The 15657-nt window shown below is 63.6% G+C and carries 13 protein-coding genes; 8 read left to right on the plus strand and 5 right to left on the minus strand.

Features of this window, described 5'->3' with window-relative positions; all coding sequences use genetic code 11:
- The first annotated feature begins 105 nt into the window (after nt 1-105).
- On the plus strand, nt 106-1335 hold the full coding sequence (locus tag HDC35_RS02325; RefSeq protein WP_184643265.1) for an ATP-binding protein: 1230 nt from the start codon (nt 106-108) through the stop codon (nt 1333-1335).
- Here the strand turns inward: HDC35_RS02325 and HDC35_RS02330 are convergent.
- Nucleotides 1332-2648: an aspartate aminotransferase family protein gene (locus HDC35_RS02330; RefSeq protein ID WP_184643268.1), complete on the minus strand. Its 1317-nt coding sequence runs from the start codon at nt 2646-2648 to the stop codon at nt 1332-1334. The genes HDC35_RS02325 and HDC35_RS02330 overlap by 4 nt on opposite strands.
- A gap of 268 nt (nt 2649-2916) precedes the next feature.
- On the opposite strand from HDC35_RS02330, the gene HDC35_RS02335 reads away from it, so the two are divergent.
- From HDC35_RS02335 to HDC35_RS02365, 7 genes are all read left to right on the plus strand, one after another.
- A complete protein-coding gene (locus tag HDC35_RS02335; protein WP_184643270.1) occupies nt 2917-4263 on the plus strand; it encodes a glutamine synthetase family protein in 1347 nt (448 codons plus the stop codon).
- Between the two features lie 50 nt (nt 4264-4313).
- Nucleotides 4314-5582, plus strand: coding sequence for an FAD-binding oxidoreductase (locus HDC35_RS02340; protein WP_184643272.1), 1269 nt, complete (start codon nt 4314-4316; stop codon nt 5580-5582).
- A gap of 12 nt (nt 5583-5594) precedes the next feature.
- The gene (locus HDC35_RS02345) at nt 5595-6986 is read left to right on the plus strand and encodes a glutamine synthetase family protein (RefSeq protein ID WP_184643274.1); all 1392 of its coding nucleotides are present in this window, start codon (nt 5595-5597) and stop codon (nt 6984-6986) included.
- Between the two features lie 91 nt (nt 6987-7077).
- Nucleotides 7078-8184 carry a PotD/PotF family extracellular solute-binding protein gene (locus HDC35_RS02350; RefSeq protein WP_184643276.1) on the plus strand — a complete coding sequence of 369 codons (1107 nt, stop codon included), beginning with the start codon at nt 7078-7080 and terminating at the stop codon, nt 8182-8184.
- 23 nt (nt 8185-8207) lie between these two features.
- The gene (locus HDC35_RS02355) at nt 8208-9113 is read left to right on the plus strand and encodes an ABC transporter permease (protein ID WP_184643278.1); all 906 of its coding nucleotides are present in this window, start codon (nt 8208-8210) and stop codon (nt 9111-9113) included.
- Nucleotides 9113-9955, plus strand: coding sequence for an ABC transporter permease (locus tag HDC35_RS02360; protein ID WP_184643279.1), 843 nt, complete (start codon nt 9113-9115; stop codon nt 9953-9955). The genes HDC35_RS02355 and HDC35_RS02360 overlap by 1 nt, the downstream gene beginning before the upstream one ends.
- A gap of 127 nt (nt 9956-10082) precedes the next feature.
- Complete coding sequence (locus tag HDC35_RS02365; RefSeq protein WP_184643281.1) at nt 10083-11213, plus strand: ABC transporter ATP-binding protein; 1131 nt, start codon at nt 10083-10085, stop codon at nt 11211-11213.
- Between the two features lie 241 nt (nt 11214-11454).
- Here the strand turns inward: HDC35_RS02365 and HDC35_RS02370 are convergent, their stop codons facing one another.
- The 4 genes from HDC35_RS02370 to glk all read right to left on the minus strand — a co-directional run bounded on the left by HDC35_RS02370 (nt 11455) and on the right by glk (nt 15645).
- Nucleotides 11455-12393, minus strand: a complete 939-nt coding sequence (locus HDC35_RS02370) for a DUF808 domain-containing protein (protein ID WP_184643283.1) — start codon at nt 12391-12393, stop codon at nt 11455-11457.
- A 19-nt stretch (nt 12394-12412) separates the two neighbouring features.
- Complete coding sequence (locus tag HDC35_RS02375) at nt 12413-13786, minus strand: aspartate aminotransferase family protein (RefSeq protein ID WP_184643285.1); 1374 nt, start codon at nt 13784-13786, stop codon at nt 12413-12415.
- A 104-nt stretch (nt 13787-13890) separates the two neighbouring features.
- Nucleotides 13891-14631, minus strand: a complete 741-nt coding sequence (locus HDC35_RS02380) for a gamma-glutamyl-gamma-aminobutyrate hydrolase family protein (RefSeq protein ID WP_184643287.1) — start codon at nt 14629-14631, stop codon at nt 13891-13893.
- A 42-nt stretch (nt 14632-14673) separates the two neighbouring features.
- Nucleotides 14674-15645 carry a glucokinase gene (gene glk / locus HDC35_RS02385; protein WP_184643289.1) on the minus strand — a complete coding sequence of 324 codons (972 nt, stop codon included), beginning with the start codon at nt 15643-15645 and terminating at the stop codon, nt 14674-14676.
- Between the last annotated feature and the right edge of the window lie 12 nt (nt 15646-15657).

The following is a 15657-nucleotide window of genomic DNA, read 5'->3' on the forward strand; positions in this document are numbered from 1 at the left end:
CGCGCCCCCTTTGCCGCTTCCCGCTTTGGGACATTCGCCACGCAGAGGTTAATCACCGTAAACAGCCTTGCGAATCCGGTCCGCTTCGTGCGACGCATCCCCGCGATGTTCGACCGCCTTTCCAGCCTCGTTATCGCGGTGACGCTGGTCGCCATCGCGGCGATCTTCGCGACATTGACGGGCGGCGATCCGCTGTCGATCGCGATCATGGCGCTGGCAGGTTTCATTGCCGCCGCGACGGTTTACAGCGCGCTTCCGGTTCCGCTTCCCGACGCGCCCCGGACCAGTGCGGCGGAGCCCGTGCTTCCCCCGGCCATCTCGCTGCTGCGCCATCCCGATTTCGCACATTGGGTCGACCAGGAAAAGGAGCCGCTGCTCGGCATCGCCGACAATATCGTCACCATCGCCAACGACGCGGCGATCCGTCTGCTCGGCCGGCACATCGTCGGCGCCGACGTCCGCACCGCGATCCGGCATCCCGCCGCGACCGACTGGCTATCGCGCATCGACGATGGCGCGCCGCTCGAAATGGTGAACCTGATCGACTTCCCGCGTCCCGGTGCGCGCTGGACGATGCGGATCGCGGCCTTGTCCGGCCGCGAATATATCATCTTCCTCTCCGATCGCTCGGCGATCGATGCGGCCGACCGGATGCGGTCGGATTTCGTCGCCAACGCCAGCCACGAACTGCGCACGCCGCTCGCCGCGATCCTCGGCTATGTCGAAACGCTGCAGGACATGAATGGCGAAACCGATATGGCGACGCGCAGCCGGTTCCTCTCGATCATCCACGGCGAGGCGGGACGGATGCAGCAACTGGTAATCGACCTCCTCTCGATCTCGCGTGTCGAGGCGGACCGCTTTCGCCGCCCCACCACCCCGGTCGATCTCGCGGGGATCGTCGGAACCAGCATCGCGCAGCTTTGCGACAGCGAACAGGCGCGCGCGAAAGACATCGTCGCAAAGCTGGGCGAAGAACCGCTACCGATGCTGGGCGATCAAGCGCAACTGGGCCAGCTCGCACACAACATCATCTCGAACGCGTTGAAATACGGGCATACAGGCACGCCGGTCACGGTCGAACTGACGCGCGAGGGGCGCCGGGTCCGGCTGGCGGTCAGCGACGAAGGCGACGGCATCGCCCCCGATCACCTGCCCCGGCTCACCGAACGCTTCTATCGCGTCGACGAGGCGCGCAGCCGCTCGGTCGGGGGCACCGGCCTCGGCCTTGCGATCGTCAAGCACATCAGCGAACGCCACCAGGGGCAGCTCGATATCGAGAGCGAACTTGGCAAGGGCACGCGCGTGTCGGTGACCTTCCCGCTCGCTACCTAGTCGATCGCGGCCAGCAACCCGGCTATCCGTCCGAACATTTCGTCGATCTGCGACTTTTCGACGATCAGCGGGGGCGACAATGCGATGATGTCGCCGGTCGCACGCACGAGCAGGCCGTCGTCGAAACAGGCATGGAATAATTCCATCGCCCGCGCAGTCGGAGCGCCGGGCCGCGGTTCGAGCTCGATGCCTGCGACAAGCCCGATGGTGCGGATATCGATGACATGGCGCCGCCCCTTCAGCGCGTGCGCGGCATCCTCCCAATAGGCTGCCAGCTCGCCCGCGCGATCCAACAGGCCGTCGCGCGCATACAGGTCGAGCGTCGCGAGCCCTGCGGCGCTTGCGAGCGGGTGGCCCGAATAGGTGTAGCCGTGAAACAGCTCGATCCCGCCAGCGACGCTGTCAATCACCGCATCGTGCAATTCGCGGTTCACCGCGACCGCGCCCATCGGCACCGCGGCGTTCGTCAGCCCCTTCGCCATGGTGATGATGTCTGGCGTCACGCCCCATGCTTCGGCAGCCGTCGCCGCGCCGACGCGGCCGAATGCGGTGATCACCTCGTCGAAAATCAGGATGATGCCGTGCCGGTCGCAAATCTCCCGCAGGCGCTGCAGATAGCCGACGGGCGGAATCAGCACGCCGGTCGAGCCTGCCATCGGTTCGACGATCACCGCTGCGATCGTTTCGGCGCCGTGCAGGTCGACAAGCCGCTGGAGGTCGTCGGCGAGTTCGGCGCCATGCTGCGGAAATCCGCGCGTGAAGGCGTTGCGTTCGATATCGTGCGTGTGGCGAAGATGATCGGTGCCGGGCAATCCGCCGCCGAACGCGCGGCGGTTGTTGACGAGCCCGCCGACGCTGATGCCGCCAAAGCCCGTGCCATGATAGCCGCGTTCGCGCCCGATCAGCCGCGTGCGCGTCCCCTCGCCTTTCGCCCGCTGGATATTCAGCGCGATCTTCAGCGCCGTATCGACCGATTCCGACCCGCTGTTGGTGAAGAATATCCGGTCGAGCCCTTCGGGCATCAACGCGGCGAGCCTCCGCGCCAGTTCGAACGGCAGCGGATGGCCCAGCTGAAAGGTCGGCGCGAAGTCGAGCGTCGCCGCGGCCTGCGCGATCGCTTCGGTAATTTCGGGGCGGCAATGCCCCGCATTGCTGCACCAGAGGCCCGACGTGCCGTCGAGCACCGCGCGCCCGTCGCTGCTTCGGTAGAACATCCCGCTCGCCGAAACGAGCTGGCGCGGATTCTCCTTGAACGACCGGTTTGCCGTGAACGGCATCCAGAAGGACGCCAGCTGGTCGTTGTCACCTCTCATCGCCGCTTGTCTCCCGATTTCGTCATTGCAAGACCCGGACTCCGTTCGGGGGACAAACCCGTCTCCGCCCGCCGGCTTCGGATGCAGCCGCGCGCCGAAGATTGCTTCGCTTCGCCCGCAAAAACAACGCGCTTTTGTACCGGCAAAGAAATAGGCAGCGATATTTGCCGGAAATGGCCCAATAACGTCCCCCTCTGGCGCTTCCCCAAAGCTTGCGATACGCTGGCCTTTCCATAACGGGCCGACTCCTCGGCCCAATCGGGGGCGCATGTCAGTCAATCTGGAACAATGGATCAGCGACCATAATATCGACGAAGTCGAATGTATCGTCCCCGACATCAACGGGGTCCAGCGCGGCAAGGTGCTGCCGGCCAAGAAGTTCCTGTCATCGGTGAAGGACAAGTCGCTGCGCATCCCGGGCAGCGTCTTCATCTGTACGATCGACGGCCATTATCCCGAGGACATCGACGACATCTGGGACAAGGATCCCGACAAGATTTTGATCGCCGATCCCGACACGATCTGCGTCGCACCAGGCTTCACCTCTCCCACCGCCTTCGTGATCGCCGACGCCTTCAACGGCAACGGCAGCGAGGTCGACATCGCGCCGCGCACGATCCTGAAAAAGGTGCTGCGTCTGTACGAAGACAAGGGCTGGAAACCGATCATCGCGCCCGAAGTCGAATTCTACCTCGTTTCGCAGAACACCGATCCCGATTTCCCGCTGACCCCGCCCACCGGCCAGTCGGGCCGCGCCGAAACGGCAAGCCAGCCCTATGGGTTGGAGGCGATGAACGAATATGAGGATATCATCGACCATATCTACGACGATTGTGAGCTGATGGGCCTCACGATCGACACGATGATCCACGAAATGGGCGCCGCGCAGCTCGAGGTCAATTTCAACCACGGCGACCCGCTGCGCCTCGCCGACGAAGTATTCCTGTTCAAACGGGTCGTGCGCAATGTCGCCAAGACGCACGGTGTCTACGCAACCTTCATGGCCAACCCGATGGCGGGCCAGCCGGGCAGCGCGATGCACATCCACCAGTCGGTCGTAGATGCCGAAACGGGGCGCAACCTGTTCGCGACCGCCAATGGCCGCGACAGCGCAGCCTTCCGCTCCTATGTCGCGGGGCTCATCCGCTTCATGCCGCAAATCTCGCCAATGTGGGCGCCCAATGTAAACAGCTTTCGCCGGATGCGCCCCGACAGCGCGGCGCCGATCAATGTTCAGTGGGGCGAGGATAACCGCAGCTGCGGCTTTCGCGTGCCCATCGCCGACAAGAACAACCGCCGCGTCGAAAACCGCCTGCCCGGCGCCGACAGCAATCCCTATCTCGCCATCGCCGCGTCGCTCGTCTGCGGCTATATCGGCATGGTCGACCGCATGGTCCCGCCCAAGCCGATCATTGGCAGCGCCTATAACCGCGCGCGCACCTTGCCACGCACGTTGGAGGCCGCGCTTGATCGCTTCGCCTCGTGCAAGAAGGTGCGCAATCTGCTTGGCGACGATTTCTTCGAAATCTTCTTTGCCGTGAAGGATTATGAACTCTTCAACTATCAATCGGTGGTGTCGAGCTGGGAGCGCGAACATCTGCTGATGCGCGTCTGACCCGCCGATGACCCTCAGCCCTCCTCTTTCGTTCGGAGGTCGGTGACCGAATGACCGATCCGCTGAACCCCAGTTATTACGCCGCAACCGCGCTCGAGCGGCAGTCGCGCAACGAAATCCGCGGCGAAACGCGCTGCGACGTCGCCGTGATAGGCGGCGGCTTTACGGGGCTGAGCGCAGCCCTGGCCTGCGCCGAACGCGGCTTCTCGGTCGTCTTGGTCGAAGCCGACCACATCGGTTTCGGGGCGTCGGGGCGCAACGGCGGACAGCTCATTCCCGGACTTCGCTGGACGGCTTCGGAACTGGAGGCCGAATTTGGAGCCGAACGCGCCGATGCGCTGTTCGACCTGTGTTGGCGCGATAATCGCGTCAAGGCGCGGATCGCCAAACACGGCATCGATTGCGACCTGAAAACAGGGCATCTGGAAGCGGCTTGGACGCCAGCGGATTTCGGCAACATGCGACAGGAGGCCGATTATCTCGCGCGGCGTTTCGGCTATCGAAGCGAGATCGTCGAAAAGGCGGATTTGGCGCGCCATATCGCAACCCCACTCTATCACGGCGGCGTTTATGATCGCCATGGCGGGCACTTCCATCCGCTGAACTATGCGCTCGGGCTTGCCGAAGCGGCCGAGTCCGCAGGCGTCGAGATATGGGAAAGTCAGCGCGCCCGTGGAATAGACCAAAGGGCGCACGGCCTTCGTATATCGACCGATGGGACAGGCATCGACGCACGCTACGTCATCGATGCCACCGACAGCTGGATCGGCGAGGTCGAGCCCGACCTCGGCCGCTACACCGTGCCGATCATGAACTATAATATCGCGACCGCGCCGCTCGCCATCGCCGACGATCTGCTGCCTAGCGACGCCGCGGTCGCCGACAGCCGCTTCGTGCTCAACTATTTCCGCCTGTCGGCCGACAAAAGGCTGATCTTCGGCGGCGGCGAGCGCTATTCGCAGACTCCGCCGCGCGATATCGCGGCGTTCGTGCGGCCGTTCATGGCCGATGTCTTTCCCCAGATCGCCGACGCGCCGATCGATTATGGTTGGGGCGGCGCGGTCGCGGTCACGATGAACCGGCTGCCGCATATCGGACGGCGCGGGAATATGTTTTTCGCGCACGGCTTTTCGGGCCATGGCGCGCTGATCACGACGCTTGCCGGCGAGCTGATTGCCGAGGCGATGGCGGAAACCGCCGAACGTTTCGACGTGCTCGCCAGCCTGCCGTCGAGGCCATTTCCGGGCGGCAAATGGCTGCGCCGACCGCTCGCCACGCTCGGGCTGCTCTGGTATGCGCTGCGCGACCGGCTGGGGTAAGGAGCAAACGGAATGTCGAAATCGTCTGGCGTGATCGCCGACCGATCGGAAGCCGAGGCCTTTTTCAAGGCGAACCCCGACGTCGATTCGATCGAAATGATCTACACCGATTTTGGCGGAGTCCCGCGCGGCAAGCGGCTGCGCCAGCATGAGGTGCTCGCGGTCTACGAAAGCGGGCGCATGTTCCCCGGCTCGATCACTGTCGTCGATATCACCGGGCAGGACACCGTCGAAACCGGCCTCGTCTGGGAGGATGGCGACGCTGACCGCTCGATGAAGCCCATCCCCGGCACCCTCGTCCGCACCCCCTGGGGCGGCGACCATGCCGCGCAGTTCCTCGTCGATTTCTACGAACTCGACGGCACGCCGCACGACCTTGACCCGCGCCACGTCCTCGGTCGCGTCATCGACCGCTACGCCGCCGACGGCCTCACACCCGTGCTTGCGGTCGAGCTCGAATTCTATCTTGTCGATCCGCGCCGCGCGCGCGACGGCAAGGTCCGCCCCGCGCGCCCCGCCTACAGCCGCGATACGCCGCGCAATGTGGAGGTCTACGGCCTGCGCGAACTCGACGATTTTCGCCCCTTTTTCGACGCGCTCTACGCCGCGACCGACGTACAGGGCCTGCCGCTCGAAAGCGCGATCTCCGAATTCGCGCCCGGCCAGTTCGAGCTGACGCTTCGCCACAAGCCCGACGGCTTGCGCGCCTGCGACGATGCGATCATGTACAAGCGTCTCGTCAAGGCGATCGCGCAGCAACAGGGTCTCGAAGCGACCTTCATGGCCAAGCCCTTTGCCGATCAGGCGGGCAGCGGCATGCACATCCACGTCTCGGTCGACGACGACAAGGGCGCCAATATCTTCGCCAGCGACAATCCCGAGGGCACACCTGCGCTCCGCCACGCGATCGGCGGAATGATCGGTAGCGTCGGCGACGCGTTCGCGCTCTTCGCCCCGCACGCGAACAGCTACCGCCGCTTCAAGGCGAACAGCTATGCCCCCGTCGCGCCGACGTGGGGCGTCAACAATCGCACCGTCTCCTTCCGCATCCCCGCCGGCCCGCCGCCGAGCCGCCATGTCGAGCATCGCGCCTGCGGCGCCGATGCCAACCCCTATCTCGCCGTCGCCGCCGTCCTCGCCGGCATGCATCACGGCATGACGACCAAGGCCGATCCGGGGGTCGCGGTCGTCGGCAACGGCTATGACCGCGACAATTCGGGCGACGACAAGCCACCGTCCAACTGGTTCGCCGCGGTCGACCGCTTCCACGCCTCCGGCCTGATGCGCGACTATCTCGGCGACCGCTTCGTCGACATGTTCAGCACCGTGAAACGAGTCGAACAGGATAATTATTTCGGCGTCGTCCCGACGCTTGATTACGACTGGTACCTGCGCAACGCATGATAGTTTCAAGGATTCCTCGTGGGGCGTAAAAAAGCGCTTTTCAAGCTGACCTTATTGAGTCAGCTTGACGTCACAAACAGGGAGGCTGCACATGGATCCGATTGAACTGATCAAGCAAACCCGGGGCCGCCGTTCGCTGCTCCAGGCGGTGGGGGTGGCCGCCATCGGCATCAGTTTCGGCGGGCTCGCCGCGTGCAGCAAGGGCGAGGGCAAAAAGCTCGCGAACGGCGAGGAGGCCAAGCTCAACTTCTACAATTGGGACACCTATATCGGCGAGAATACGCTCGACAATTTCAAGGAAGCGACCGGCGTCGACGTCACGATGGACCTGTTCGACAGCAACGACGTGCTGTTCGCCAAATTCAAGGCGGGAAACCCCGGTTACGACGTGATCGTCCCCTCGAACGATTTTGTCGAACGCATGAGCAAAGCCGATATGCTCATGCCGCTCGACCATGCGCAGATCCCGAACAAGAAGAATATCGATCCGGCCTACATCAACGTCGAATATGACCTGCAGCGCAAATTTTCGATGCCCTATACATGGCTCGCGCTCGGTATCGGCTATCGCAAGTCGAAAGTCTCGGCGACGCCCGACAGCTGGAAGGTCCTGTTCGACAGCCCCGAATATGCCGGCCGCATCGCCTGGCTTTCGGAAGCGGGCGACATGTTCCGCCTCTATGGCAAATATCTCGGCAAGTCGGTCAACGCGCTGACCCCGGCGGACATCGCGACGATCGAAAAGATGATGATCAAGCAAAAGCCCAATGTGAAGAAATTCCACGAGGACGACGGGCAGGATTTGCTGCTCAAGGGCGATTGCGACGTCGTGCTCGAATATAATGGCGACATCGCGCAGGCGATGGTCGAGGACAAGGACATCGATTTCGTCATCCCCAAGGAGGGGAGCCAGCTCAACTCCGACAACCTCTGCATTCCGAAAGGCGCGCCGCACCCGAAAAACGCGCACGCCTTCGTCAACTATATTCTCGACGCCCAGGTCGACAAGGAAATCACCGAGACGATCCTCTACCCGACGCCCAATGCGGCCGCGAAGGCGTTGATGCCCGACAGTTACAAGAACAACCCCGTCATCTTCCCGCCTGCCGAAGCGCTGGCGAAATGCGAATATGCGCGCTTCAACCCCGAATTGCAGCCGCTCTACGAAGAAGCCTTCACGCGGGTCCGGGCCGCCTGACGGTCTGAAGGAGGCATCGGGGGGTGGCCGAACAGGACTGGAAAACGAACAAGGGGGTCTTCGCGGCGGTATCGTTGCCGACGCTCGTCTGGATTTTCCTGTTCTTCCTCGTGCCGATGGCGATCGTCTGGCTGTACAGCTTCGGTCAGAACAAGGGCCTCACCGATATCGAAATTTCGGGCACGCTCGAAAATTACAAGCGCGCGACCGAATGGCTCTACCTCACCATTTTCGGCAAGAGTTTCGCCGTGGCCGCGCTCGTGACGTTGATTTGCCTGATCATCGGCTTTCCCGTCGCCATGGCGATCACCTTCGCCAGCGAGAAATGGCGGCCATGGCTCCTGCTCGGCATCATGCTCCCCTTCTGGACCAACCTCCTCATCCGCACCTACGCGCTGATGATGCTGCTCGGCACGCAGGGTTTCGCGAACAAGGGGCTCGGCGCGCTGTGGGAAGGGACGAGCTGGCTCAAGACGCTCGTCGGGCTGCAACCGTTGCCGACGTGGGAACCCGTGCAGCTTCTCTTCAACAATTTCGCGGTCGTTTTCGGGCTCGTCTACGTCCACCTGCCTTTCATGGTGCTGCCGCTCTACGCCGCGCTCGACCGGCTCGACCGCAGCCTGATCGAGGCAAGCCTCGACCTCGGCGCCGGGCATTTCCGCACGATCATGCGCATTGTCGTCCCGCTTGCCGCACCGGGCATCGTCGCGGGCGTGATGATTACGCTGATCCCCGCGCTCGGCGCCTATCTCACCCCCGATTTGATGGGGGGGACCGACAGCCAGATGATCGCCAACGTCATCGAGCGCCAGTTCAAGAAAGCGAACGACTGGCCCTTCGGCGCCGCCCTCTCCTTCTTGCTCATATACGCAATGTTTGCACTGATCGCGATCCAGTCGATGCGCAAGAAGGTGGCGGAGGCAAGCTGATGGCGCGCTTCGCCCGCACGCCGATCGCTCCGCTCGAATATAGCCGCACGCTGTGGATGCGCCTCTGGGTCGGCGCGGTGATGCTCTTCCTCTACGCACCGCTGATCGTGCTCGTGATCTTCAGCTTCAACGACAGCAAGCGTAACGTCGTGTGGCGCGGCTTCACCACCAAATATTACGAGAAAGCGCTGGGCAACGACCAGCTGGTCGAGGCGCTGCTCAATTCGCTGAGCATCGCGGCGCTCGCGACGATCGCCAGCCTCGCGCTCGGCACCGTCGCGGCGGTGATGCTATGGCGCTTCCGCTTTCCGCTGAAGGGCGCGATCGACGGCACCATCTCGCTGCCGATCATCGTTCCCGAAATCTGTCTCGGTGTCGCCTTCCTGATGTTCTTCGCCGCGGTCGGCTGGCCGACCGACCTCATCTGGCCGTTCAACCTCGGTGCAATCACCATCGCGCATATCACCTTTTGCTTCCCCTTCGTGACGATGGTCGTGCGCTCGCGGCTCGCCACCTTCAACCGCGAACAGGAAGAAGCCGCGAAGGATCTCGGCGCGAGCGAATGGCAGGTATTCCGCGACGTGCTGATCCCGCACATCAAGCCGGCGCTCGTCGCAGGCGCGCTGCTGTCCTTTACATTGAGCCTCGACGATTTCGTCATCACCTATTTCACCAGCGGTCCCGACACGATCACCTTCCCGGTGAAGGTCTATTCGATGGTGCGCTTTTCGGTGACGCCGGAGGTCAACGCCGCCTCGACTTTGCTCATCGCCCTGACCGTCGCCCTCACCTTCGTCGCCCTCAAGGCGCAGGGCGTGAAAGCCATTGCGGAGACGCATTGATGGCTACCCCTTCTTCCGTTCGCGCCCCTTCCCCGTTCGCACCGAGCGAAGTCGAGATGCCCATCGGTGACGCACGCCCTCACGGTGTCTCGGCTTCGCTCGACACGAACGGAATCAGGATATCGTCATGACCGAACCCACCCGCCCGATCATCCAGATCCAGAATGTCTCCAAACGCTTTGGCAAGGTGACCGCGGTCGACAATGTCAGCCTCGACATCAACGCGGGCGAATTCTTCGTCCTCCTCGGCCCATCGGGCTGCGGCAAGACGACGCTGCTGCGCATGATCGCCGGGTTCGAACTGCCCACCGAGGGCCGCATCCTCATCGACGGACAGGATATGGCGGGCATCCCGCCGAACAAGCGCCCGGTGAACATGGTGTTTCAGAGCTACGCCGTATTCCCGCACATGAGCGTCGCCGACAATGTCGCCTATGGCCTCAAGATTGCGGGCGTCAAAGGCGGCGAAGTCAAGGATCGCGTCGCCGAGGCGCTCGATCTGGTCAAGCTTGGCGGGTTCGAGAGCCGCATGCCCGACCAGATGTCGGGCGGGCAGCGCCAGCGCGTCGCGCTCGCGCGCAGCCTCGTCATGCGGCCCAAGGTGCTGTTGCTCGACGAACCACTGTCGGCGCTCGATGCAAAGCTGCGCGCACAGATGCAGTTCGAACTTTCGGAATTGCAGGAAAAGGTCGGCATCACCTTCGTCACCGTCACCCACGACCAGGACGAGGCGCTGTCGATGGCGTGCCGCATCGCGGTGATCAACAAGGGCGATGTAGCGCAGCTCGCGGCGCCGTCGGACCTCTACGAATATCCCGCCAATCGCTTTGTCGCCGATTTCGTCGGGTCGGTGAACATCTTCGAAGGCAAGCTGACGCTCGACGAACCCGACAAGGCAGCGGTCGACTGCCCGGGTCTCGGCAAGGTCTATCTCAACCACGGCGTCACCGGCCCGCATGGCGCCGACGTCTGGGTCGCCCTCAGGCCCGAGAAAATCTATCTCCACGTCCCCGGCGCGGGCAAGGCAGTCACCGCTGCGGCGCAGGACGCACCCGACGGCCACAATTTCGCGCGCGGCAGGATCAAGGGCATGTCCTATCTCGGCGACATCACCCTGTTCGAAATCGAGCTCGAAACCGGCGCGCGTATCCGCGTCTCGCGCCCGAACCTCTCGCGCCACGACCAGGAGGATTTTACCTGGGACGACAAGGTGAGCATGCACTGGCGCGCCGACAGCCCGGTGGTGTTGCTCGGCTGACCGCCGCGCCGGAAAAAACGCTTTCCTACATTATGTCGGTGTGAGAGCCTTGGGCCCGGCTCTTTCTCCCCGTCTGTTCGGCCCGCGTCGCCCCTCGGCTTAAAGCCACAAAGGACACAGTTTCGTCGCGCGCATGCGGGGCTTTTGTGGCTTTAAGGCCCTTCTTCGCGCCCCGGACGCGATCCGGGGTCCGTGACTTCGCCGCCGCAATGGATCCCGGATCAAGTCCTGGAGGGCGAGATTAATGCGCCGCCTTCTTCCCCGGCAGCATGTGCAGCATGCCGACGATCGCGCTGCCAATCAGCAGCCCGAACACGCCCGCGCCGCCCGCGTTGATCAGCCATTCCCACACGCCGGAACCCGGCAGCCCGCCCGCGAGCGAATGCGCGAAATCGTGCAACCCATGGCCGATATTGCCGATGCGATATTCATCGAGACCGTGCAGGAAAATCTGCCCCCCGACCCACAGCATCGCCGCGGTGCCGATCAGCGCCAGCGCCGAAAGCAGCTTGGGCATGAACGTCACAAGCCCGCGCCCGATCGCGCGGCGCACGCTGCTCCCTTCCTTCGCCATGTGCAGGCCGATATCGTCCATCTTCACGATCAGCCCGACGACGCCGTAAACGGCGATGGTGATCGCGACCGCGACAACCGCGAGCGTCGCGGCGCGCATCGCGAAATGCTCGTCGAGCACTTCGTTCAATGCGATTACCATGATCTCGGCCGAAAGGATGAAGTCGGTCCGTACCGCGCCCTTCACCATTGCCTCTTCATGATCCTGGTCGGCGACGACCGCCGCATCTTCGGCCAGACTCGCGTCGTGTTTCTGCAGCGAATGCAGCACCTTCTCGGCGCCCTCGAAACAGAGATAGGCGCCGCCAAGCATCAGCAGCGGCGTGATCGCCCACTGCGCGACCGCCGAGAGCAGCAACAATGCCGGCACAATGAAGAGCAGCTTGTTGCGCAGCGAGCCCTTGGTGATCCGCCAGATGATCGGCAGCTCGCGGTCGGGGGTGAAGCCGGTGACATAACGCGGCGTCACCGCCGTATCGTCGACGACGACCCCCGCCGCCTTGACCCCGGCCTTCGACGCCGCGGCGCCGATATCGTCGATGCTCGCGGCGGCGACCTTGGCGATGGTCGCAATATCGTCGAGCAGGGCAAAAAGGCCTGAGGGCATAGGGGCGTGGTCTTCCTTCCTAGAGCGCGCGGAGCTTGGGCATCACCTCATCCAAGGATTTGCGGATGATGGCAACCATCTCGTCGATCTGTTCGGTGGTGATGATCAGCGGCGGGCACATGACCAGGCTGTCGCGGATACCGCGCACCATCAGCCCGTTCGCGATGCATGCGTCGCGCGCCATCGGTCCCGCGGTCCCCTCGGCGCCGCCAAAGCGTGCACGCGTTTCCTTGTCGGCAACGATCTCGACCGCGCCGAGCAGCCCGACCGAGCGCGTCTCACCGACGAGCGGGTGATCGTTCAGCGTCGCCAGCGCCTTCGCCAGATGCGGGCCGGTGACGCTGCCCGTCCGCTCGACCAGCCCCTCGCGCTCGATAATCTCGATATTCTTGAGCGCGACCGCCGCGGCAACCGGGTGCCCCGAATAAGTGAAGCCATGGACGAAATCGCCGCCGGTCTTGAGCACATCGACGACATGGCGCGCCACCGCGGTCGCCGAGATCGGCAGATATCCCGAGGACAGGCCCTTCGCCATCGGCATCAGGTCCGGCGTGAAGCCCATCGTCTCATGCCCCCACATCTTGCCGGTGCGCCCGAAACCGCAGATCACCTCGTCGGCGACGAGCAGCAGGCCGTATTTGCGCACCACTGCCTCGACCTTGGGCCAATAGCCCTTGGGCGGAATGATCACCCCGCCGGCGCCCTGCACCGGCTCGCCGATGAAGGCGGCGCAATTTTCGGGTCCGACCTCGAGTATCCTGTCCTCGATCGCCCGCACGCAGGCGTCGCAAAATTCCTCCTCGGTCATCCCCTGCCCTTCGCCATAGGCATAGGGCTGTCGGACATGCTCGACGCCGGGGATCGGCAGGTCGCCCTGCGCGTGCATCGCCTTCATGCCCCCAAGCGAAACGCCTGCGACGGTCGAACCGTGATAGGCGTTCCAGCGGCTGATAAAGACCGTGCGCTTGGGTTCTCCCTTCAGCTTCCAATAATGGCGCACCATGCGGAATACCGTATCATTGGCTTCGCTGCCCGAGGCGTTGAAGAAGATATGCGGCAGGCGATTGCCGGTGAGCGAGGCGATCTTCGCCGCCAGCGTCACCGTCGGTGGCGTCGCGGTCTTGAAGAAGGTGTTGTAAAAAGGCAGCTCGCGCATCTGCGCCGCCGCTGCCTCGGCCAGTTCCTCACGTCCATAACCGACGTTGACGCACCACAGGCCTGCCATACCGTCGAGGATGCGGTGGCCGTCGCCATCGGTGATGCAAACGCCCTCCGCATGGGTGATGATCCGGCTGCCACCGAGCTTTTCGATTTCGGCCCAGTCGGCCTGTGCGGGAAGATGATGCGCAACGTCCAGGCGGCGCAGTTCGGCGATGTCGTGATTGCGAGGCATGAATTGACTCCTGATTGTCTGGAAACCGAAAGAAACCGGGTCCGAAAATCAGGGCGAGAAACTGATCCGCGCGAGATAGCGGTCATAACGGGTGACGCGGCGGTTCATAGCTCGCCTCTTAACGCGCGTCCGAGGAGGTGGAAATAGGTCTGGCTGTCGCCATTGTCGTCGGTCGCCCATTCGGGATGCCACTGTACCGCGAGCAAAGGGGCGCCATTCGGCCGCGCGCTATAGGCCTCTACCAGCCCGTCGGGCGCGCGTGCCTCGACCTGCAATCCCTCGGCCAGCATCCCCACCCCCTGGTAATGGACCGAGTTCACCTCAATCGAGGGCGCGCCATAAGCCGAAGCGAGCAAGCCACCGTCGACCAGATCGACCTTGTGATGGTGATCGAACATGTCGTCGAAGCTGACGCCGTCGGGCGCATGATGATTGAGCAGGTCGCCGCTTGCCGAAGTATCGCGGCGCAATGTGCCGCCAAGCGCGACATTGATCTCCTGAAAGCCGCGGCAGATGCCAAACAGCGGTCGCTGCGCCGCAATCACCGCCTCGACCAGCTCGGTCATCATGCGATCGCGAGCGGGATCGAAAGGTCCATCACCCTCCGCCGCGTCGCCATAAAGTGCGGGCGCAACATTGGAGGGCGTCCCGGTCAGCAGCACGCCATCGAGCCTTTCGACGATTTCGGCGGCGTGCATATATTCTGGCAAGGATGGAATGATCAGCGCCGCGCAATCGGCATGCCGCATCGCCGCGGTCGCATAGCGGTTCATCACCGCCTGCGCGAGCTCGGTGCCAACCATGCGGTTGCAAGCGATGATGCCGAGGACGGGACGCGAGGACATGCCCCCTGCTGCCGGTTTTAGCGTCTCGGCGCCAGCGGAATCTCAGGCATGTTGGCGCGCAAAAGCCGCCGCGGCGCCGAACAGCCCCGGCTGTGGATGGGTGATAAGCTTGACGGGCAGCGCGGACATAAAGCCCTCGAACCGTCCCTTTTCGATGAAGCGTTCGGGAAAGCCAGATCGGACAAGACTGTCGCGGATGCGGAGGCCCAGACCGCCCGCAACCACGACGCCACTCGCGCCCTGCGCCAGCGCCAGATCGCCCGCGACGCTGCCCAACGACAGGCAAAAGCGATCGACCGCCGCCGCGGCCAGGCTGTCTCCCCCGCTCAGCGCACTCGTCCAGATCGCCTTGTCGTCGAGGCGCGGGATCGCCCGCCCTTCGAGCGCCGCCAGCGTTTCGTAAATGTCGACGATGCCCGGCCCGGACACGATCCGTTCGATCGACACGCGCCGGTGGCGTTTGCGCAGCCGCGCAAGGATCGCATCCTCGATGCTGTCGAGCGGCGCGAAATCGATATGCCCGCCCTCGGTCGCCTGAACGCGGTATTCGCCGCCGTCGCGCCAGACATGCGCCACGCCGAGCCCGGTGCCGGGACCGATGATTGTGATCGTGCCAGTGGTCGGCAGCGGAGCGTCAGGACCGGTCAGCCGCTCGAAATAGCTTTCGTCCGCCTGCGCCACCGCGTGGCCCACCGCCTCGAAATCATTGACCAGCACATAACGGTCGACGCCGAGCTTCTCGCCGATCAACGCGGGACGGATGATCCACGGATTGTTCGTAAAACGAATGATGTCGCCGCGCGTCGGCCCGGCGATGGCAATCGCGACGGCGCGCGGGAGCGCCCCCCCCTGTTGACGTTCGAAATCCTGCCATGCGGTCTGGAAGCTTGCATGATCCTTGGTGTGCAGCGTCGTCGCCTCGCCGAGCGAGCGGACGCGGCCGCCTTCGATCTCGGCCATCGCAAAACGCGCATGCGTGCCTCCGATATCGACCGTGACGATTTTTTCGCTCATGACTCTCCCTTC

Source organism: Sphingopyxis sp. JAI128, assembly GCF_014207235.1.
Classification (GTDB): Bacteria; Pseudomonadota; Alphaproteobacteria; order Sphingomonadales; family Sphingomonadaceae; genus Sphingopyxis.